At 58.6% G+C, this 19,214-nt stretch carries 20 protein-coding genes; 10 read left to right on the top strand and 10 right to left on the bottom strand.

Annotation, left to right across the window (positions count from 1 at the left end; all coding sequences use genetic code 11):
• Window positions 1-28: 28 nt before the first annotated feature.
• From QZR14_RS05775 to QZR14_RS05760, 4 genes are all read right to left on the bottom strand, one after another.
• A complete protein-coding gene (locus QZR14_RS05775; RefSeq protein ID WP_311996094.1) occupies window positions 29-1,156 on the bottom strand; it encodes an NAD(P)/FAD-dependent oxidoreductase in 1,128 nt (375 codons plus the stop codon).
• Between the two features lie 88 nt (window positions 1,157-1,244).
• Window positions 1,245-2,189 (bottom strand): ornithine cyclodeaminase family protein, encoded by a 945-nt coding sequence (locus QZR14_RS05770; protein ID WP_311996093.1) that lies wholly within the window; start codon window positions 2,187-2,189, stop codon window positions 1,245-1,247.
• A 136-nt stretch (window positions 2,190-2,325) separates the two neighbouring features.
• Entirely contained in the window at window positions 2,326-3,804 is a 1,479-nt protein-coding gene (rhlB, locus tag QZR14_RS05765) for an ATP-dependent RNA helicase RhlB (protein ID WP_250607375.1), read from the bottom strand.
• Between the two features lie 97 nt (window positions 3,805-3,901).
• Window positions 3,902-4,558 (bottom strand): alpha/beta hydrolase, encoded by a 657-nt coding sequence (locus QZR14_RS05760; protein ID WP_250607377.1) that lies wholly within the window; start codon window positions 4,556-4,558, stop codon window positions 3,902-3,904.
• 467 nt (window positions 4,559-5,025) lie between these two features.
• On the opposite strand from QZR14_RS05760, the gene QZR14_RS05755 reads away from it, so the two are divergent.
• From QZR14_RS05755 to QZR14_RS05740, 4 genes are all read left to right on the top strand, one after another.
• Window positions 5,026-6,057: an amino acid ABC transporter substrate-binding protein gene (locus QZR14_RS05755; protein ID WP_095050968.1), complete on the top strand. Its 1,032-nt coding sequence runs from the start codon at window positions 5,026-5,028 to the stop codon at window positions 6,055-6,057.
• A 66-nt stretch (window positions 6,058-6,123) separates the two neighbouring features.
• Window positions 6,124-7,305 carry an amino acid ABC transporter permease gene (locus QZR14_RS05750; RefSeq protein ID WP_311996092.1) on the top strand — a complete coding sequence of 394 codons (1,182 nt, stop codon included), beginning with the start codon at window positions 6,124-6,126 and terminating at the stop codon, window positions 7,303-7,305.
• A 10-nt stretch (window positions 7,306-7,315) separates the two neighbouring features.
• Window positions 7,316-8,410, top strand: coding sequence for an amino acid ABC transporter permease (locus QZR14_RS05745; RefSeq protein ID WP_250607379.1), 1,095 nt, complete (start codon window positions 7,316-7,318; stop codon window positions 8,408-8,410).
• Between the two features lie 11 nt (window positions 8,411-8,421).
• On the top strand, window positions 8,422-9,186 hold the full coding sequence (locus QZR14_RS05740; RefSeq protein WP_003221897.1) for an amino acid ABC transporter ATP-binding protein: 765 nt from the start codon (window positions 8,422-8,424) through the stop codon (window positions 9,184-9,186).
• A gap of 61 nt (window positions 9,187-9,247) precedes the next feature.
• Here the strand turns inward: QZR14_RS05740 and QZR14_RS05735 are convergent, their stop codons facing one another.
• Together QZR14_RS05735 and QZR14_RS05730 are read right to left on the bottom strand one after the other, a co-directional pair.
• The gene (locus tag QZR14_RS05735) at window positions 9,248-9,736 is read right to left on the bottom strand and encodes a type II toxin-antitoxin system MqsA family antitoxin (protein ID WP_311996091.1); all 489 of its coding nucleotides are present in this window, start codon (window positions 9,734-9,736) and stop codon (window positions 9,248-9,250) included.
• Window positions 9,733-10,044 carry a type II toxin-antitoxin system MqsR family toxin gene (locus QZR14_RS05730; RefSeq protein ID WP_311996090.1) on the bottom strand — a complete coding sequence of 104 codons (312 nt, stop codon included), beginning with the start codon at window positions 10,042-10,044 and terminating at the stop codon, window positions 9,733-9,735. The genes QZR14_RS05735 and QZR14_RS05730 overlap by 4 nt, the downstream gene beginning before the upstream one ends.
• Window positions 10,045-10,211: 167 nt before the next feature.
• Here QZR14_RS05730 and QZR14_RS05725 point away from each other — a divergent pair, with 167 nt between their 5' ends.
• The 5 genes from QZR14_RS05725 to QZR14_RS05705 all read left to right on the top strand — a co-directional run bounded on the left by QZR14_RS05725 (window position 10,212) and on the right by QZR14_RS05705 (window position 14,202).
• A complete protein-coding gene (locus tag QZR14_RS05725) occupies window positions 10,212-10,871 on the top strand; it encodes a FadR/GntR family transcriptional regulator (RefSeq protein WP_311996089.1) in 660 nt (219 codons plus the stop codon).
• The gene (locus tag QZR14_RS05720; protein ID WP_311996088.1) at window positions 10,861-12,165 is read left to right on the top strand and encodes a CynX/NimT family MFS transporter; all 1,305 of its coding nucleotides are present in this window, start codon (window positions 10,861-10,863) and stop codon (window positions 12,163-12,165) included. Before QZR14_RS05725 ends, QZR14_RS05720 begins: the two co-directional genes overlap by 11 nt.
• 204 nt (window positions 12,166-12,369) lie before the next feature.
• Entirely contained in the window at window positions 12,370-12,840 is a 471-nt protein-coding gene (locus QZR14_RS05715; RefSeq protein WP_311996087.1) for a nuclear transport factor 2 family protein, read from the top strand.
• A gap of 39 nt (window positions 12,841-12,879) precedes the next feature.
• Window positions 12,880-13,182: a GIY-YIG nuclease family protein gene (locus QZR14_RS05710; RefSeq protein WP_008083651.1), complete on the top strand. Its 303-nt coding sequence runs from the start codon at window positions 12,880-12,882 to the stop codon at window positions 13,180-13,182.
• Window positions 13,183-13,266: 84 nt separating this feature from the next.
• Window positions 13,267-14,202 (top strand): glutathione S-transferase family protein, encoded by a 936-nt coding sequence (locus QZR14_RS05705; protein WP_311996086.1) that lies wholly within the window; start codon window positions 13,267-13,269, stop codon window positions 14,200-14,202.
• A gap of 83 nt (window positions 14,203-14,285) precedes the next feature.
• Here the strand turns inward: QZR14_RS05705 and QZR14_RS05700 are convergent, their stop codons facing one another.
• Both QZR14_RS05700 and yejK read right to left on the bottom strand, forming a co-directional pair.
• The gene (locus QZR14_RS05700; protein WP_099758069.1) at window positions 14,286-14,636 is read right to left on the bottom strand and encodes a glutaredoxin family protein; all 351 of its coding nucleotides are present in this window, start codon (window positions 14,634-14,636) and stop codon (window positions 14,286-14,288) included.
• Window positions 14,636-15,640, bottom strand: a complete 1,005-nt coding sequence (yejK, locus tag QZR14_RS05695) for a nucleoid-associated protein YejK (RefSeq protein WP_095050956.1) — start codon at window positions 15,638-15,640, stop codon at window positions 14,636-14,638. Before yejK ends, QZR14_RS05700 begins: the two co-directional genes overlap by 1 nt.
• 395 nt (window positions 15,641-16,035) lie before the next feature.
• Here yejK and QZR14_RS05690 point away from each other — a divergent pair, with 395 nt between their 5' ends.
• Window positions 16,036-16,317 (top strand): HU family DNA-binding protein, encoded by a 282-nt coding sequence (locus QZR14_RS05690; RefSeq protein ID WP_003221909.1) that lies wholly within the window; start codon window positions 16,036-16,038, stop codon window positions 16,315-16,317.
• Window positions 16,318-16,511: 194 nt separating this feature from the next.
• On the opposite strand, the gene rlmF is transcribed toward QZR14_RS05690, so the two are convergent.
• Window positions 16,512-17,531 carry a 23S rRNA (adenine(1618)-N(6))-methyltransferase RlmF gene (gene rlmF, locus QZR14_RS05685; protein WP_311996085.1) on the bottom strand — a complete coding sequence of 340 codons (1,020 nt, stop codon included), beginning with the start codon at window positions 17,529-17,531 and terminating at the stop codon, window positions 16,512-16,514.
• 167 nt (window positions 17,532-17,698) lie between these two features.
• Entirely contained in the window at window positions 17,699-18,859 is a 1,161-nt protein-coding gene (locus QZR14_RS05680) for a hypothetical protein (protein ID WP_311996084.1), read from the bottom strand.
• Window positions 18,860-19,214: the final 355 nt, after the last annotated feature.

Raw genomic sequence — 19,214 nt, 5'->3', positions numbered from 1 at the left:
CCGTTGGGCGCGTCATCCGCAGGGACGCTCAGGCGAGGCGGGCAGGGGAGAGCATGGCGCTGTCCAGCCCGAACTGCTGCAAGTGTTCGGGCAACGGCTCACCGCGTACCAACGCCGCGCTGGCCTGGCCCATCGCCGGCGACGTCTGGATGCCGTAGCCACCCTGCGCCGCCACCCAGAACAGTCCGGGTACATGCTGATCGAAACCGCTGAGCAGATCACCGTCGGCGACGAAACTGCGCAGCCCGGCCCAAGTGCGCGTCGGACGGCGGATGGTCAGCGTCGTCGCCTCTTCGATCTGGTAGATGCCCATGGCGATATCCAGCTCTTCGGGTTGCACATCGTGAGGTTCGACCGGGTCGGCGTTGGCCGGCGAACCGAGGAACATGCCGGCGTCGGGCTTCATATAGAAGGATTCATCGAGGCTGACCAGCATGGGCCAGTGATGAATATCCACACCTTCTGGCCCGGCGAAAATGAACGCGGCGCGGCGCTTCGGCTGCAGGCCCAGCGGCCTGGCGCCAGCCAGTGCACCGATCTTGTCGGCCCAGGCGCCGGCGGCGTTGATGATCACCGGTGCGCTGAACGTCTGCCCGTTGGTTTGCACGTGCCAGAGGCCATCGGAGTCACGGCTCAAGCCGATCACTTCGCAATCGGTGTGCACTTTGCCGTTATTGCGACGGATTCCGCGCAGGTAGCCCTGATGCAGGGCGTCGGTGTCGATATCGCTGGCGCTCGGGTCGTAGATCGCGCCATGGACTTTTTCCCGGCGCAGAATCGGCAGTCGCGCACAGGCTTCGTCGGCGCTGAGCAGTTGCATCTCCGGCACGGTGGCTTTGGCGCTGAGGTATTGGTTGTTCAGTTCGGCGGCGTCACCGGTGAAATCCACGGTCATTTCGCCACGCGGGGTGAGCAGTGGGTGTTCGCAGAAACCTGTCGGCGGGTTGTCAAAAAATGCCCGGCTGGCCTGGGTCAGCGCGCGTACTTGCGGTGTGCCATACGCGGCGGTAAACAGCGCGGCAGAGCGCCCGGTGGAGTGATAGGCCGGGTGGGATTCACGTTCGAGTACGACCACTTTGCCGTGCGGTGACAGCCAGAAACCGGTGGACGCGCCGGCAATCCCGCCGCCGATGATGATGAAATCTGCCTGGCTCATGAAGGTCTCCGGTGTTTACGCAATATCAAGGCGTTCAATAGTCCCCTGTGGGAGCGAGCAGGCTCGCTCCCACAGGGGATTTGTGGTGTTAGTGAGTCAAGTGATAAACCGCATTGGCGAGGGCAATGTCTTCCAGCCCCAAGCCGATTGAACGGAAGAACACATGACGATCGTAATCAGGGCGCTGCACTTTCTCGCTGAGCAGGTCGGCGAGGTCGCCGACGATCAAATCTTTGCTCCAGCCATGTTGTTCTGCGGCAATCAGCATTTCACCCGCCGACCCCGGTGTGGTCAGACGATAGTCGCAGAACACCTGCATGTCGTTGAGGCTGTGCGGCGGCACTTCATGAGCGCGCGGAGCGTTGGTGCTGATCGAGGTGATCAGGGCCGGTTTGCGCAATGCGGCGGGATCGATGACCGGGCCGGCGGACGAGGTGCACAGCATGATCACGTCGGCCTCGGCGATGGCGGCTTCGCGGGTCTCGGCAATGTTCAGATCGGCTGCGATGGCTTTCAATGCTGCCTGAGTTGCAGCATCTTCGCGCAGGGACGGCGAATACAGGCTGATGCTCTGCCAGTCGCGCAGACCTTTCACATAGTGCAGATGCGCCTGCGCCACCTTGCCGCTGCCGATGATTGCCAGTCGCGTGGCATTCGCCGGGGCGAGGGCGTCGACCGCCACGGCTGTTGTCGCGGCGGTGCGCGCGGTAGTCAGTTCACCAGCATCGCAGAGCAGCAGCGGCTGACCGGTTTTCATCGACATCAACAACGTCCATGCCGTCACCAGCGGGCCTTGCTCGCGAACGATATACGGCGAAGTCTTCACGCCGTACACACCATCCTCGGCCAGCACGCCCAGATAATTGATGAAGTCGCCGGCCCCCTGAGGGAATTCCACCAGTTGCTGTGCCGGTTGTACGGCATTTCCCGCTGCGAGGTCGCGAAACAGTTTGCGCAGGATCTGTGGCACATCAATGCGCGCCAGCAGTTCACGGGCCTGGGTGTGGTCGATCGCGTAAGGCGTACTGGACATGTCAGGCTCCGCAGTCTAGATATAAACTAATTTGTCTATTATGGACTTTTAGTGTTGTCTCGCAACCACCTGATGAATTCCAGGCGAAAAAAAAGCGCAGTCCGTTGCCGGCTGCGCTTTTTCTTTCAGGCGTCGCTTACTGCGGACGCTTGCGCTCAACTGCGCGCAACAGATGCGTCGGCGGCGTTTCACAGCTGATCTTGCGACCGAGCTTTTCTTCGATGGACGGCAACTGATACGAGTCGTCTTCACCGGCGAAGCTGATCGACACACCATCGGCGCCGGCACGACCGGTACGACCGATGCGGTGCACGTAGTCGTCCGGGACTTCCGGCAGGGTGAAGTTGATCACGTGGCTGATGCCGTCGATGTGGATGCCGCGACCGGCAACGTCGGTGGCGACCAGCACACGAATCTTGCCTTCGCGGAAACCTTCCAGGGTCTTGATGCGTTTGTGCTGCGGCACGTCGCCGGACAGTTGCGCGGCGTTGATGCCGTCACGCACCAGGCGTTCTTCGATGCGGCGCACTTCGTCCTTGCGGTTGGCAAAGACGATCACGCGTTCCCAGCCGTTATCGTTGACCAGGTTGTAGAGCAGTTTGTACTTATCGGCACCGGCCACCGCATAAATGTGTTGCTCGACGTTTTCGTTGGCCACGTTGGTGATTTCGATTTCGACGATCGCAGGGTCAGTGGTCCACTGCTTGGCGAGGTTCATCACGTCTTCAGTGAAGGTCGCGGAGAACAGCAGAGTCTGGCGCTCGGACTTCGGCGGCGTCTGGCGAATGATCTGGCGCACCTGCGGGATGAAACCCATGTCGAGCATGCGGTCGGCTTCGTCCAGCACCATCACTTCGACCATGTCCAGGTGCACATCGCCGCGCTGGTTGAAGTCGAGCAAGCGGCCCGGGGTGGCGACGAGGATGTCGCAGTGGCGTGCTTCGAGGTGCTTGAGCTGCTTGTCGAAGTCCATGCCGCCGACGAACGTCATGACGTTGAGGCCGGTGTACTTGGTCAGGTCGGCAGCGTCTTTGGCGATCTGCACCACCAGCTCACGGGTCGGCGCGATGATCAGCGCACGGGGTTCGCCCATGTAGCGTTCTTTCGGCGGCGGCGTTTGCAGCAGCTGGGTGATGATCGAGATCAGGAACGCGGCGGTCTTGCCGGTGCCGGTCTGCGCACGACCAATGGCGTCTTTGCCGGCGAGGGTGTAACCCAGCACCTGTGCCTGGATCGGCGTGCAATAAGGAAAGCCCAGATCCTGGATGGCGTGCATCAGTTCGGGAGACAACTTGAAATCGTGGAAGCGGGTTTTGCCTTCCTGCGGCTCGACGACGAAATCTTCGAGTTTCCAGGGAATCACCGGTGCCTTGGGCTTCGGTTCGCGGCGTGGTTTGGCCGGTTTCGGCGCTTCGCTGCGTGCGGGCTCGGCGGCGATGGGCGCGGCCGGTGCAGATTGCGGTGCTTGCTTCGGTGCCGCTACGGGAGCGGGGCGCTCGGCCTGTGGCGCATCGGTGCGATGACCGGGGGCGTGCGACGGCGCACTGGGAACTGGCGCGAGCTGCTCAGCCTCGCTTTTACCGAACATTTTCTTGAGTGCTTTGAGCACGGTCATCTCATCAATTGGTTAAGGAATGTACGCCGGCCAGTGTAATGCAAGAAACGGGCGCGGCGTAGTGGGAGGGATCAAAGGGTGACTTTAATCTCGACGCTTAGCGCAGACGTTCGCTCAGCCAGATGCCGATATCGCGAATTTCTTCGGGTAACACTTCGTGCTCCATTGGGTATTCCTGCCATGTCACGGTGACACCATGCTTCACCAAATGCTCGTAGGCAGAGCGGCCCATCGAGTTCTGCACCACGCCATCGAACTGGCCGTGCAGGCACAGTGCGGGAATCCGCTGCTGACTGGCTAAAAGCTCCATCTCATCAGTGAAGGTCGGCGCATAGGTCGACAACGCCAGCACACCGCCCAGTGGCCCCTGCCATTTTACAAATGCGGTGTGCAACACCACCGCGCCCCCCTGGGAAAAACCGGCGAGGAAAATCCGCGAGGCGTCTATTCCGGCGGCTCGCTGCACATCGATCAATTTGATGATGCGATCGGCGGACTCCTCCAACTGCTCACGGTCAATCGCGCGCGCCGGGCTCATGGCTTTGATGTCGTACCAGCTCGGCATGGCATATCCGCCATTTATCGTCACCGGAAGTGTGGGCGCCTGTGGCAGCACGAAGCGCGTGCTCAACAGGCTTTCCTGCAGCGCCTCAGCCACCGGCAGGAAGTCGTAGCGGTCGGCGCCGAGGCCGTGCAGCCAGATCACGCAGGCGTCTGCGGGCTTAACAGGCTCAAGAATCAAGGGCTCGGTCATGTCTGCTCCAAAAATGTGCGGGCGCTCTCATTAAGTGCGTGATTGGAGTGCGCGTCGGGTGGATCCGTTAAGAAGATGTCGCAAGGTTACAAGTTTTGCTATTGACCTGTCGCCGAATCGATTTGGCGAGCGGTGTGGTACGGGCTTTGCTATGGCTTGAACCGTGCAACCGATCTTGCGTGGGCGGTAACACTATCAGTGTACGACCCGCGACGGGATTGCAAAGAATCCGGTGATGGATGTTCGCCAATGGCCGCTACGGGCTTAGCGAACGTGAAAGGGCTACAGCCCGTTCGGCCGATTGGTGAGAAGTGAGTTGTCCATGATGTGGATTTTCTCCTACTAGACTCATAGCGAAGGTCTTACGTCGGTTGACCCCAAAAAAAGCCAACACGGGTCAACAACGCCTCAAAAGGGTGCGACTGGACTCAAGCTCCGACACAACAAGAGCAAAACTGGAGGTTTGAATGAAGATGTTGAAATCCACTCTGGCGATCGTGACTGCAGCAACAGTTCTCGGCGTCAGCGGGTTCGCTCAGGCGGGTGCAACCCTGGATGCCGTGCAGAAGAAAGGTTTCGTGCAGTGTGGCGTGAGCGACGGTCTGCCGGGCTTCTCGGTTCCGGACGCTACCGGCAAGATCCTCGGGATCGACGCTGACGTCTGCCGCGCTGTGGCCGCTGCCGTGTTCGGCGACGCGACCAAGGTCAAATTCAGTCAGTTGAACGCAAAAGAGCGCTTCACCGCGCTGCAATCGGGCGAGATCGACATCCTGTCGCGCAACACCACCATGACCAGTTCGCGTGACGCGGGCATGGGCCTGAAATTCCCGGGCTTCATTACCTACTACGACGGCATCGGCTTTCTGGTGAACAACAAGCTGGGCGTGAAGAGTGCCAAAGAGCTGGACGGTGCAACCATCTGCATCCAGGCCGGTACCACCACCGAGCTGAACGTTTCCGACTACTTCCGTGGCAACGGTCTGAAATACACCCCGATCACCTTCGACACCTCCGATGAAAGCGCCAAGTCGCTGGAATCCGGTCGTTGCGACGTGCTGACCTCCGACAAGTCCCAACTGTTCGCCCAGCGCTCGAAGCTGGCGTCGCCGAAGGACTATGTGGTTCTGCCGGAAACCATTTCCAAAGAACCGCTGGGCCCGGTCGTACGTAATGGCGACGACGAGTGGCTGGCCATCGTGCGCTGGGTAGGCTACGCGCTGCTCAACGCTGAAGAAGCCGGTATCACTTCGAAGAACGTCGAAGCCGAAGCCAAGTCGACCAAGAACCCGGACGTTGCCCGTATGCTCGGCGCTGACGGCGAGTACGGCAAAGACCTGAAACTGCCGAAAGACTGGGTTGTGCAGATCGTCAAACAAGTCGGCAACTACGGCGAAATCTTCGAGAAAAACCTCGGCAAGAGCACTCCGCTGGAAATCGACCGCGGCTTGAACGCCCTGTGGAACAACGGCGGCATTCAGTACGCACCACCAGTGCGCTAATGGTTCTATCACCCGGCGGGCCAACCGCCGGGTGATGTTCTTGTTCCATTTCTTCCGGGGCACTTCATGCAAAATTCAATCGGCGCACCAAAGCAGAGGCTCAGCCTCAGCGATCCACGAGTGCGTGCGTGGCTATTCCAGATCATCACCGTTGTGGCGGTGGTCTCGCTGGGCTGGTACTTGTTCGACAACACGCAAACCAACCTTCAGCACCGGGGCATTACCTCCGGTTTCGGCTTTCTGGAGCGCAGTGCCGGGTTCGGCATCGCTCAACACCTGATCGACTACACCGAAGCGGACAGCTATGCCCGCGTCTTTGTCATCGGTCTTCTCAACACCCTGTTGGTGACCGTGATCGGCGTGGTTCTGGCGACGATTCTCGGTTTCATCATCGGTGTGGCGCGGCTGTCGCAGAACTGGATCATCAGCAAACTGGCGACGGTGTATGTGGAAGTGTTCCGCAACATTCCGCCGCTGCTGCAAATCCTGTTCTGGTACTTCGCGGTGTTCCTGACCATGCCGGGACCGCGCAACAGCCATAATTTCGGCGACACCTTCTTCGTCAGCAGCCGTGGCCTGAACATGCCGGCCGCACTGGCTGCCGACGGTTTCTGGGCGTTCGTGATCAGCATTGTGGTGGCCATCGTCGGCATCGTGCTGATGTGCCGCTGGGCCAACAAACGCTTTGAAGAAACCGGCGTGCCGTTCCACAAGTTCTGGGTCGGCCTGGCGATTCTGCTGGTGATCCCGGCCTTGTGTGCCCTGATCTTCGGCGCACCGCTGCACTGGGAAATGCCCGAGCTCAAAGGCTTCAACTTCGTCGGCGGCTGGGTACTGATCCCGGAACTGCTCGCCTTGACCCTGGCCCTGACCGTATACACCGCGGCGTTCATCGCCGAGATCGTGCGTTCCGGGATCAAGTCGGTCAGCCATGGCCAGACCGAAGCGGCGCGTTCGCTCGGCCTGCGCAACGGCCCGACCCTGCGCAAGGTGATCATTCCGCAAGCCCTGCGCGTGATCATTCCGCCGCTGACCAGCCAATACCTCAACCTGGCGAAAAACTCTTCGCTGGCGGCCGGTATCGGTTACCCGGAAATGGTGTCGCTGTTTGCCGGCACGGTGCTCAACCAGACCGGTCAGGCGATCGAGGTGATTGCCATCACCATGAGCGTGTACCTGGCGATCAGTATCAGCATTTCCCTGCTGATGAACTGGTACAACAAGCGCATTGCGCTGATCGAGCGGTAAGGAAAAGCGCATGAGTACTCATACTTTCAAACCCGACATGCCCCCACCAAACAGCAGCATCGGCGTGGTGGCGTGGATGCGCGCGAACATGTTCTCCAGCTGGCTCAACACCCTGCTGACGCTGTTTGCGTTCTACCTGATCTACCTCGTGGTGCCACCGATCCTCAGTTGGGCCATCCTCGATGCCAACTGGGTCGGCACCACCCGCGCCGACTGCACCAAGGATGGCGCCTGCTGGGTGTTCATTCAGCAGCGTTTCGGCCAGTTCATGTACGGCTACTACCCGACGGAACTGCGCTGGCGCGTGGACCTGACCGTGTGGCTGGCGGTGATCGGCGTGGCGCCTCTGTTCATCTCGCGCTTCCCGCGTAAAGCGGTGTACGGGCTTAGCTTCCTGGTGCTGTACCCGATCATTGCCTACATCCTGCTGCATGGCGGTTTTGGTCTGAGCAATGTGGCGACCAGCCAGTGGGGCGGCCTGATGCTGACCTTGGTCATCGCTACCGTCGGTATCGCCGGGGCCTTGCCACTGGGGATTGTGCTGGCGCTGGGTCGTCGTTCGAACATGCCGGCAATTCGTGTGGTCTGCGTGACCTTCATCGAGTTCTGGCGCGGCGTACCGTTGATCACTGTGCTGTTCATGTCCTCGGTGATGCTGCCGCTGTTCCTGCCCGAAGGCATGAACTTCGACAAACTGCTGCGGGCATTGATCGGCGTGATCCTGTTCCAGTCGGCCTATGTGGCTGAGGTGGTGCGCGGCGGTCTGCAAGCGATCCCTAAAGGTCAGTATGAAGCGGCTGCAGCGATGGGCCTCGGTTACTGGCGTTCGATGGGCCTGGTGATCCTGCCGCAAGCCCTGAAGCTGGTTATCCCCGGCATCGTCAACACCTTCATTGCGCTGTTCAAGGACACCAGTCTGGTGATCATCATCGGCCTCTTTGACCTGCTCAACAGCGTCAAACAAGCCGCTGCCGATCCGAAATGGCTGGGCATGGCCACCGAAGGCTACGTGTTCGCCGCCCTGGTGTTCTGGATTTTCTGTTTTGGTATGTCGCGCTATTCCATGCATCTGGAACGCAAGCTCGACACTGGCCACAAGCGTTAGGAGTTCTGTAAATGAGTGAAGCAATCAAAAAGCCTGTAGGTCCTGAAGGCATTATTCAAATGCAGGGCGTCAACAAGTGGTACGGCCAGTTCCACGTGCTCAAAGACATCAACCTCAACGTCAAGCAGGGCGAGCGTATCGTCCTGTGCGGCCCGTCGGGTTCCGGCAAATCGACGACGATTCGTTGCCTCAATCGCCTGGAAGAACACCAGCAGGGCCGCATCGTCGTCGACGGCGTGGAACTGACCAACGACCTCAAGCAGATCGAAGCGATCCGCCGTGAAGTCGGCATGGTGTTCCAGCACTTCAACCTGTTCCCGCACCTGACCATTTTGCAGAACTGCACCCTGGCACCGATGTGGGTACGCAAGATGCCCAAGCGCAAGGCCGAGGAAATCGCCATGCATTACCTGGAACGCGTACGCATTCCAGAGCAGGCGCACAAATTTCCGGGGCAACTGTCCGGCGGTCAGCAACAGCGTGTGGCGATTGCCCGTGCGCTGTGCATGAAGCCGAAAATCATGCTGTTCGACGAACCGACTTCAGCGCTCGATCCGGAAATGGTGAAGGAAGTACTCGACACCATGATCGGCCTGGCTGAAGACGGCATGACCATGCTTTGCGTGACCCACGAAATGGGCTTTGCCCGCACCGTGGCCAACCGCGTGATCTTCATGGACAAAGGTGAAATCGTTGAGCAGGCGGCGCCGAATGACTTCTTCGATAATCCGCAGAATGACCGGACGAAGTTGTTCTTGAGTCAGATTTTGCATTGATCTGACCTACGTTCTGAAATAAACCCGGACCGAGCTCCGGGTTTGTTTTTATCGGCTTTTGTCAGGGCACCGGTGCCGTCTCCTGTTCCGGGAAGCGCGCGGCGAGCAATCGCCGCAAGTCACTGCCTTCGTTCATCGCGTGTATTTCGGCGAGCAGATGAGGGTGACGATCCAACACGCGCATAAGGCTGAACAACGGTTGAGGCGGCGGAAGCTCGCCGCGTTCGTAGCGGGAAAAAGCGTTGTGACCTCCACCGGATAGCAATTTAACTGCTTCTTTTTGGGTGAGATGCAATTTGCGGCGGATGCGTTTCATCTCGGCGCCCATTACGTGGAAGGACTCTTCGAGCAATTTATCGCCGGCGTCGGAATAACGTTCGGCGCTGTCAGTATCGTTATCAAAAATGATCTCGCCGCAGGCTGCGCATTCCCACCCTGCAATGTCGTGCACCCAACGTGAAACGTTCTTGTAGTTGACAGTCAAACTGCGACGTTCGAAATGTTGCATCGCCTCTTGAGTACCACAGCTCATGCATTGCCGTGTATTCATAAATTCTTCTCCTTGAAAGAGATCACGGGAGGACCGCCGTTGGGGCAGTAGGTGATTTTGATATACAACTCCAAGTCGTGATATCCAATATGGTAAACGTCCTGCCAGTGTCGGTGGTTGGTGTAGCTAGTCATGGACTTGTAGAACATTCGACGATCCAGCGAGCAGATGGCTTGCTGCATATGTTTGAGGTTTAACCCCATTCCCTTGCCCGAGCTCATCGCGCTTCCTGTAAAGGCTTTGGCGCCCAGTCTGATGACCTCTTGCTTCACTACCGCCAAGTCGTAATGGGGTGTGTTCTTCTCCATAAGAAATCAAAAACCCTGTCCCTGAAATTACCCTTAAAGGGTAATTTTGACCAATCGAAAATCCCGCTTCATGTGTCTCCGATTGACCCTAGGTGGTTGCCGTCCTACACGGGGCTGACTAACATGTCAGAAAATTCATCCTATGATTGGATGAAAGGGCGAATTCCATGTCAGACATTTCTCCACTCATTAAGCGATCCCTGGTCGATCAGGCCCTGGATCAACTCCGCCAGCGCATCAACAGCGGTGCCTGGAAGGTCGGCGAGCGTCTGCCGACCGAGCCGGAGCTGTGTGCCGAGCTGGGCATCAGCCGTAACACCGTGCGCGAAGCCATGCGCGTGCTGGCGTTTTCCGGATTGATCGAGATTCGCCAGGGCGATGGCAGTTACTTGCGCGCCGTGGTTGATCCGCTCGACACGCTCAAAGCCTTGTCGCGCTGCTCGCTCGATCAGGCACGGGAAACCCGACACATCCTCGAGGTCGAGGCCATCGGCCTGGCGGCGTTGCGCCGTACCGACGAGGATCTCGTCGCATTACGTGAAGCGCTCGGCACCAGCGGCAGCCACTACCACGGTGATCTGGACACCTACATCGCCTGCGATCTGGTGTTCCACCGTCGTCTGGTGGACGCCGCGCACAACCCGACCCTCAGCGAGCTGTATCGCTATTTCTCCAGCATTGTCGGCGCGCAATTGCGCCAGACCCTGAACATCGTCCCGCGCCGCCAGGAAGTGTTCGACCTGCACATCGATCTGCTCGATGCGGTCGAGCAACGCGACCCGGAACGGGCCAAAGCCTTGTCGAGGCAGTTGATCAATGAACCTTGAAACCGAGAAGTCCATGTCACGCAGTGAGATATCCACAACCCCGAAGCGCACGGCAGAACTCGAAGAGCTGTTGATCGACGCCGAGGCCGACGACGAGCAAGTGCAGCACAGCCATCCGCTGGTGAAACGGCCGTGGCTGTTGCTGCTGGGCTTGATTCTGGTGGCGCTGAATTTGCGCCCGGCGCTGTCGAGCATGGCGCCGTTGCTCAGCGACGTTTCCAAAAACCTCGGCTTGTCGGCGGCTCAGGCCGGTTTGCTGACCACGTTGCCGGTGCTTTGCCTCGGTTTGTTTGCGCCACTGGCGCCGATTCTGGCGCGGCGTTTTGGCGCTGAGCGGGTGGTGCTGGGGATTTTGCTGACACTGGCTGGCGGGATCATTTTGCGCAGCAACTTTGGCGAGATCGGCTTGTTCGCCGGTAGCGTATTGGGCGGCGCGAGCATTGGCATCATCGGTGTTCTGCTGCCGGGGATCGTCAAGCGCGACTTCGCCAAACACGCCGGCACCATGACCGGCGTCTACACCATGGCGCTGTGTCTGGGCGCGGCGATGGCAGCGGGTTCCAGTGTGCCGCTCAGTGAGCACTTCGGTGGTAGCTGGGCGATGGGCCTGGGTTTCTGGGTGATTCCGGCGCTGGTTGCGGCGGTGTTCTGGCTGCCGCAAATCGGGCAGAAGCAGGGTGCACACAACGTTGCTTATCGTGTGCGCGGGCTGCTGCGTGATCCGCTGGCCTGGCAGGTGACCTTGTACATGGGCCTGCAATCGTCGCTGGCCTACATCGTGTTCGGCTGGTTGCCGTCGATCCTGATTGGTCGTGGTCTGACGCCGACCCAGGCCGGTCTGGTGTTGTCCGGTTCGGTGATCATCCAGCTCGCCAGTTCGTTAGCCGCACCGTGGCTGGCGACTCGCGGCAAGGATCAGCGTCTGGCCATCGTCGTGGTCATGGCGCTGACCCTTGGCGGTCTGTTCGGCTGCCTGTATGCGCCGATCGAAGGCCTGTGGGGCTGGGCGATTCTGCTGGGACTGGGGCAGGGCGGTACGTTCAGTCTGGCGTTGACGTTGATCGTGCTGCGTTCGCGTGATTCGCATGTTGCGGCGAACCTGTCGAGCATGTCCCAAGGTTTCGGTTACACGTTGGCGTCGCTGGGCCCGTTCGCGGTCGGCGTGGTGCATGACTGGACCGGCGGCTGGAATGCGCTGGGCTGGATCTTTGGCATCATTGGTACAGGCGCGATCATTGCCGGGCTCGGCGCCGGGCGTGCGTTGTACGTGCAAGTGCAAAGCGAAAAAATCTAACGCGGTTCAAACTGTAGGAGTGAGCCTGCTCGCGATAGCTTTATACCAGTCAACGTTGCGCTGACTGACACACCGCTATCGCGAGCAGGCTCACTCCTACATGGGTTTTGTGTACAGCGGGTATTCGGTTTACGAATGCCGATAGTGTTTCTGCGCATTGCAGATTATGGTGCTGGCACTCTGTACCTATTTTGGAGTTTGCCCATGAGCGAAGCCCACGCCGCGTTGATCACCCGCTTCTACCAGGCCTTCCAGCGCCTCGACGCCGAAGCCATGGCCGCCTGTTACACCGACGACATCGTGTTCAGTGATCCGGCATTCGGCGAGTTGCGCGGGCGCGAGGCCGGCGACATGTGGCGCATGCTCACCACTCGGGCCAAGGATTTCTCGCTGACCTTCGACAACGTCCGCGCCGATGAGCGCAGCGGCGGCGCGCATTGGGTGGCGACCTACCTGTTCAGCCAGACCGGCAACATCGTCATCAACGATATCCAGGCCCGCTTCGTCTTCCGTGACGGCAAGATCTGCGAGCACCACGATCACTTCAATCTGTGGCGCTGGTCGCGTCAGGCGCTGGGTTTCAAAGGCCTGCTGCTGGGCTGGACACCGCTGGTGCGCAACGCCGTGCGTGCGCAGGCATTGAAGGGACTGAAGGCATTTCAGGCCGGTCGCTGATAAGATCGCCGCCTGTTTCCTACACGTCTTGATCCCGAAGTGACCAGCCTTAGCGAAAAATCTGTCGACGTCGCCGAACCCGTGAGCAAGTCCTGGTTCGTCTACCTCGTTCGCGCCGCCAATGGTTCGTTGTACTGCGGGATCAGCGACGATCCGGTGCGTCGTTTCGCCAAGCATCAAAGCGGCAAAGGCGCGCGGTTCTTCCTCTCCAGCCCGGCGATGGCGCTGGTTTATACCGAGCTGTGCCGCGACAAGAGCGATGCGTTGCGACAAGAGCGGTTGATCAAAAAACTCAGGAAGAGCGCCAAGGAATGTCTGGTTGCGTCTTATCAATCTGACTGATTGGTTCCCATCAGGCAGATCTGTAGGCTGCCAAGCCAATGCACGCTAAGCTGCCAGCTCACTATCTGAGCGGCGGAGCCGAGCATGTCCGAGTTGATTCTGCACCACTACCCGACCTCCCCATTTGCCGAGAAGGCCCGCCTGCTACTGGGCTTCAAAGGCTTGTCGTGGCGCTCGGTGCATATTTCGCCGGTGATGCCGAAACCGGATCTGACTGCACTCACTGGCGGCTACCGCAAGACCCCGGTGTTGCAGATTGGTGCTGACATCTACTGCGACACTTCGCTGATCGCCCGTCGCCTGGAGCAGGAAAAGGCGTTGCCGGCGTTCTTCCCTGAAGGTCAGGAATTCACCGCCGCCAGTTTTGCCACATGGGCTGACTCGGTGGTGTTTCAACATGCCGTAAGCCTGGTGTTTCAGCCGGAATCGGTGGCGGTTCGTTTCGCCAAGTTGCCGCCGGAAGCGATCAAAGCTTTTATTGCCGACCGCGCTGGTCTGTTCAGTGGTGGCAGCGCCACGCGTTTGTCTGCCGAACAAGCCAAGCATCAGTGGCCGACCATCATGGCGCGGCTGGAGCAGCAGTTGCAGCGCGAGCAAGGCGACTTCCTGTTCGGCGAACCGTCGATTGCCGACTTCGCATTGGCGCATCCCATGTGGTTCCTGAAAGCGACTCACGTCACGGCGCCGCTGGTGGATGAGTATCCGGCGGTAGCAGCCTGGTTGGGCCGAGTGCTGGGCTTTGGCCATGGCGCGGCGAGCGCGATGACCTCCGAGGAGGCGCTGGAGGTGGCGCGTAACGCGACACCAGCGGCATTGCCGGATGAGCAGTTCGTAGACCCGAATGGCTTCAAGTCGGGTCAGCAGGTGGCGATTGCCGCGACGGATTACGGGGTTGATCCGGTGGTGGGTGAGTTGCTGTTTGCTGGCAGTGAAGAGCTGATCATTCGTCGTGAAGACGAACGTGGTGGTGTGGTGCATGTGCACTTCCCGCGCTTCGGCTTCCGCATCGAAGCCCGCTAAAAGCAAAAGATCGCAGCCTTCGGCAGCTCCTACGCCGATCTCATGTAGGAGCTGCCGCAGGCTGCGATCTTTTGATCTTGCTGTTATTTCAGGGCGGCGAGGATTTCGTCCGGGTCAAACCCGCGAATCAATGTGCCATTCACGTCGATCAACGGAATCCCGCGCCCACCCAATGCCTCGTACGCCTTGCGCGCCTCGGCATCCTTCTCGATATCGAACTCCTTGAACGCAATTCCCTTGCTGTCGAGAAAGCGTTTGGTTTGCTTGCAGTAGCCGCACCAGTCGGTGGCGTAGAGCACGACATTGGCCTGCGCCCGCGTCTGCTCGGAGACCATCTGCGACGGGTTGAACACCCGCTCGATCTTGCCCCAGTTCTGATAGACCACCACGACCAGCAGTACCAGCAGAACTTTCTTCAGCACATTGCCGAGCATCAGTTGCGGCGCTTCAACTGATCGGTGAGCGACGTCGGCAGGCCCTTGATCACCAGGGTGCCGGCCTCTTCGTCGTATTCGATCTTCGAGCCCAGCAGGTGCGCTTCAAAGCTGATCGACAGGCCTTCGGCGCGGCCGGTGAAGCGGCGGAATTGATTCAGCGTGCGTTTGTCCGCCGGAATCTCGGGCGACAGACCGTAATCCTTGTTGCGAATGTGATCGTAGAAGGCTTTCGGGCGCTCTTCGTCGATCAACTCCGAGAGCTCTTCCAGGCCCATCGGTTCGCCGAGTTTGGCTTGGCTGCTGGCGTAATCGACCAGGGTCTTGGTTTTCTCGCGGGCGGAGTCTTCCGGCAAGTCTTCGCTTTCGACGAAGTCACTGAAGGCCTTGAGCAGCGTGCGCGTCTCGCCCGGGCCGTCGACGCCTTCCTGGCAACCGATGAAGTCGCGGAAGTACTCCGAGACCTTTTTGCCGTTCTTGCCCTTGATGAACGAGATGTACTGCTTGGACTGCTTGTTGTTCTGCCACTCGGAGACGTTGATCCGCGCCGCCAGGTGCAATTGGCCGAGGTCGAGGTGACGCGACGGGGTCACGTCCAGCTCATCGGTCACTGCTACGCCTTCGCTGTGGTGCAGCAGGGCGATGGCCAGGTAATCGGTCATGCCTTGCTGATAGTGGGCGAACAACACGTGACCGCCGACCGACAGGTTCGATTCTTCCATCAGTTTTTGCAGATGTTCGACCGCGACCTTGCTGAACGCGGTGAAGTCCTTGCTGCCTTCCATGTATTCCTTCAGCCAGCCGCTGAACGGGAACGCGCCGGACTCTGGATGGAACAGGCCCCAGGCTTTGCCCTGTTTGGCGTTATAGCTCTCGTTGAGGTCGGCGAGCATGTTTTCGATGGCTGCAGACTCGGCCAGTTCAGTGTCACGGGCGTGCAGAACTGCGGGCGTGCCGTCGGGTTTTTTGTCGATCAGGTGGACGATGCAATGACGGATCGGCATGGGCTTCTCGGCTGTTGGAAGGGAGGAGGGCAGGCTCCCCCGAAAAAGCGCCCAGTGTACCGCAACCACTGGTTTTGGCGCGGGTTGTAGGGCAAAACCGGGGCGCGCACTGACGCATATGCAGTTTTTTACCGATTTAGCGCAATAAAGCTGACCAAATGGGTAGCTAGAGGCGGATATTTCCCCGTCTCTGTGCTAGTTTTGCCCGGTCTTACGCGAAGTCACTGCGTTAAGCGTGCAATCAGCATTTGTCAGGTCGAACCAAACCCTGATTTCGGTATCTATAACCCGACTCGTCGTGGTTATCGCCGAGGGTGCCAGATCCAGAAGATCGGGCTCGATGGCTGACACTGCACTCTGCAATCCATATGAATTTGATAGGGAAGGAACACTACATGGCTCTTACTAAAGACCAACTGATCGCCGACATCGCTGAAGCTATCGACGCGCCGAAAACCACCGCGCGTAACGCTCTGGACCAACTGGGCCAAATCGTTGCCGATCAGCTGGAAAACGGCGGCGAAATCACCTTGCCAGGTATCGGCAAGCTGAAAGTGACCGAGCGTCCTGCCCGCACTGGCCGTAACCCTTCGACTGGCGCTGCCATCGAAATCCCTGCAAAGAAAGTGATCAAGCTGGTTGTGGCCAAAGGCCTGACCGACGCTGTGAACAAGTAAGACGCAGCGAAAAAAAACCGTGCACCGGAGTGATCCGGGCACGGTTTTTTTGTGTCTGCGATTTGGCGAGGAATGACACAGCCTGTAGGAGCTGTCGAGTGAAACGAGGCTGCGATCTTTTGATCTGGCTCTTCAGGGTCAAGATCAAAAGATCGCAGCGTGCCGCAGCTCCTACAGAAGCATCGGCGCAGCTATCAGCGGACCCAGCGCTCGCGGCGCCAGATCTGCTGCTCGGACTTGGTCTGGAAGGTCCACGCCACAAAGCGGCTTTGCTTCTGACCCTGGGACATCTCCACCACCTGGCTTTCCAGCACGCCGGCCTTTTTCAGCGCGGTTTCGATCGCGGGCAGGTTCGAAGCTTTCGACACCAGCGTGCTGAACCACAGCACCTTGTGCTGGAAGTTGGCGCTCTCGGCGATCAGTTGCGTCACGAAACGCGCTTCGCCACCTTCACACCACAGCTCCGCCGACTGGCCACCGAAGTTCAGCACCGGCAGCTTGCGCTTCGGATCGGCCTTGCCCAGTGCGCGCCACTTGCGCTCGCTGCCCCTGGTCGCCTCTTCCATCGAGGCGTGGAACGGCGGGTTACACATGGTCAGGTCAAAGCGCTCACCCGGTTCCAGCAAGCCGATCAGGATGTGCTTGCGGTTTTCCTGCTGACGCAACTGGATGACCTTGCTCAGATCGTTGGACTGAACGATGGCTCTGGCGGCCGCCACAGCAGTCGGATCAATCTCCGAGCCGAGGAAGTGCCAGCGGTATTCGCTGTTACCGATCAGCGGATACACGCAGTTGGCGCCCATGCCGATATCCAGCACGTTGACGATCGCGCCGCGCGGGACTTTGCCGTCGTTCATGCTTGCCAGCAGGTCCGCAAGGAAGTGCACGTAATCGGCGCGGCCCGGTACAGGCGGGCAGAGGTAGTCCGCCGGAATGTCCCAATGCTGGATGCCATAGAACGACTTGAGCAGCGCCCGATTGAACACGCGCACCGCATCGGGGCTGGCGAAGTCGATGCTTTCCTTGCCGTACGGGTTGGTGATCACGAACTTCGCCAGTTCCGGCGTGGTCTTGATCAGCGCCGGGAAGTCGTAGCGACCCTGATGGCGATTGCGCGGGTGCAGGCTGGCCTTTTCACGCGGCTCAACGGTCTTGGCCGGGGTCGCGGTGTCAGGCTTCTTGCGCGCAGGTTTGGGTGTGCGGGGGGCGTTCATGGGCGTGGTCGATTCGGGTATGGCTGAAAGTGGCGGGTATTGTCCCACAAAGTGGGCATCAGGAAGCCTAATGATGCGTCCGCCTTCATCTCAGATCACTTTCAACCACCTCGCAACGCAGCAACTGAGCGCTCACTTCATAAAGACGAAGGTAGCGGCAGTCGGCATCAAGAGAGCAGAGGCTTGGGGGAATCCACGTTAATAGTGAAACTAAGCCCTATGTCTCCAACCTCGAAGAGATTTTTTGATGTCTTGTAACGTCCAGTCGCGGAGATTAAGGCATCGTTGGCAAAGTGTTCGATTACATCATCATAGTGTTCTTCGGTAAAAATGCAGATTAGATCTTCGGTGCAGTCAGGACGGTTTCGCAATGTAAACCTGCGATGGTCTTTGTCCAATTCTCTGATGACTCCGGTGACTTGCATCAACTGCTCCTCATCGGTTTTCTTTTTACCCAGTGCTTGGGTGATAGTTTTGCGATCGGATCGACTGATGAGCACTTGCTGAAAATTTCCAATCAGCTGTCCGCGGAGTTCGACACTCTCAATTTGTCCATGTGCCGGAGGAGCTAACTCTTTGAGAGCCTGTAGAACGTAGGCTTCCGGCTCTTCGTGCTTCGACGGATTGGTTAGCCAAGCAAACGCATCTTTAAGCTTGCTGGTTCCATTACCGTAAACCACCAGTTCCCCCTTTGCTGATTCAAGCTTTTCTTCTGCCGGCGCAGAAAAGGATACTTCAAAACTATTGAAGGCAAATCTCACAGCAGGCAAATCATAAGAACGCCTGAAACTTTCTTCCGGTCTGCCGGATGATTCATTCGGCATGACGGCTTCAAGCAGCCTTTTCAGAGCGGATGTCGGACCCGTTACCGCTTTAGCGATAACGCTGGCCGGAACTTCACCCTCTCGCAGCCCTTTACCGACCAACCGATACGACAATAGGGGCATGTGTTCCAGGAACAGAGTTGCATCTTGCTTTGGTCGGTAATCCGGCGGAACATCATTTATTTCATCGATAACCCAAGCGTTCTGCGGGTCCATTGAATACGAGCAATCGACTGCCCATAACCAAGGTTGTTTGAGTAGGTCATGAACTGTTCTCTTCCCACTCTTCAACATCTGGATTTGCGATTCTGTCGTTGTAGTAACCAGATAGCGAACAGTTTTGGTGATTCGATCATCCAGACTTTCATACCAAAAACGCATCAAACGATCGCTGTCGATTGTTACAAAGATCTTTGGGCCATCAAAATCGTACAAAACTTCGGAAATTTCATGCGGATTGAATGGTTCAACCGCTACGTTCGGAGTCGTGATTGTCCAGCTCATCCTAAGACTCCTTGATTACGGCGAACAGCGCGCTGCGAGAAAAGTGGGTGTATGGCCACCAAGTCGTGTGGCCTGGATTGGAGTTGCTCGGCGTACTGAGCGATTTTCCATGACTCGCATCGAGCACGGCACAGGCAATTCTTCCGCCCAGACGCGGAAACAATTCGCGTTGGTGCGCACAGGCATCATAGCTCATGAATACAGAGAGTCCGTGACGTGTACAGGCAGCATCGCCTGTTGCATTCGGCGCCCTGCCTCGCTCAGCCTGCGATAAACAATCTTCTTCACGAACCGTATCTTCCTGACACACCATATAAAATGAGCCAGTGCAGTCCTGAGAGGAAGGTAGAGGGCA

This window comes from Pseudomonas sp. rhizo66 (assembly GCF_031931925.1).
Taxonomy (GTDB): Bacteria; Pseudomonadota; Gammaproteobacteria; order Pseudomonadales; family Pseudomonadaceae; genus Aquipseudomonas.
The sequence above is the reverse complement of the archived record's forward strand: the minus strand, read 5'-3'. Positions and strand labels throughout refer to the sequence as shown.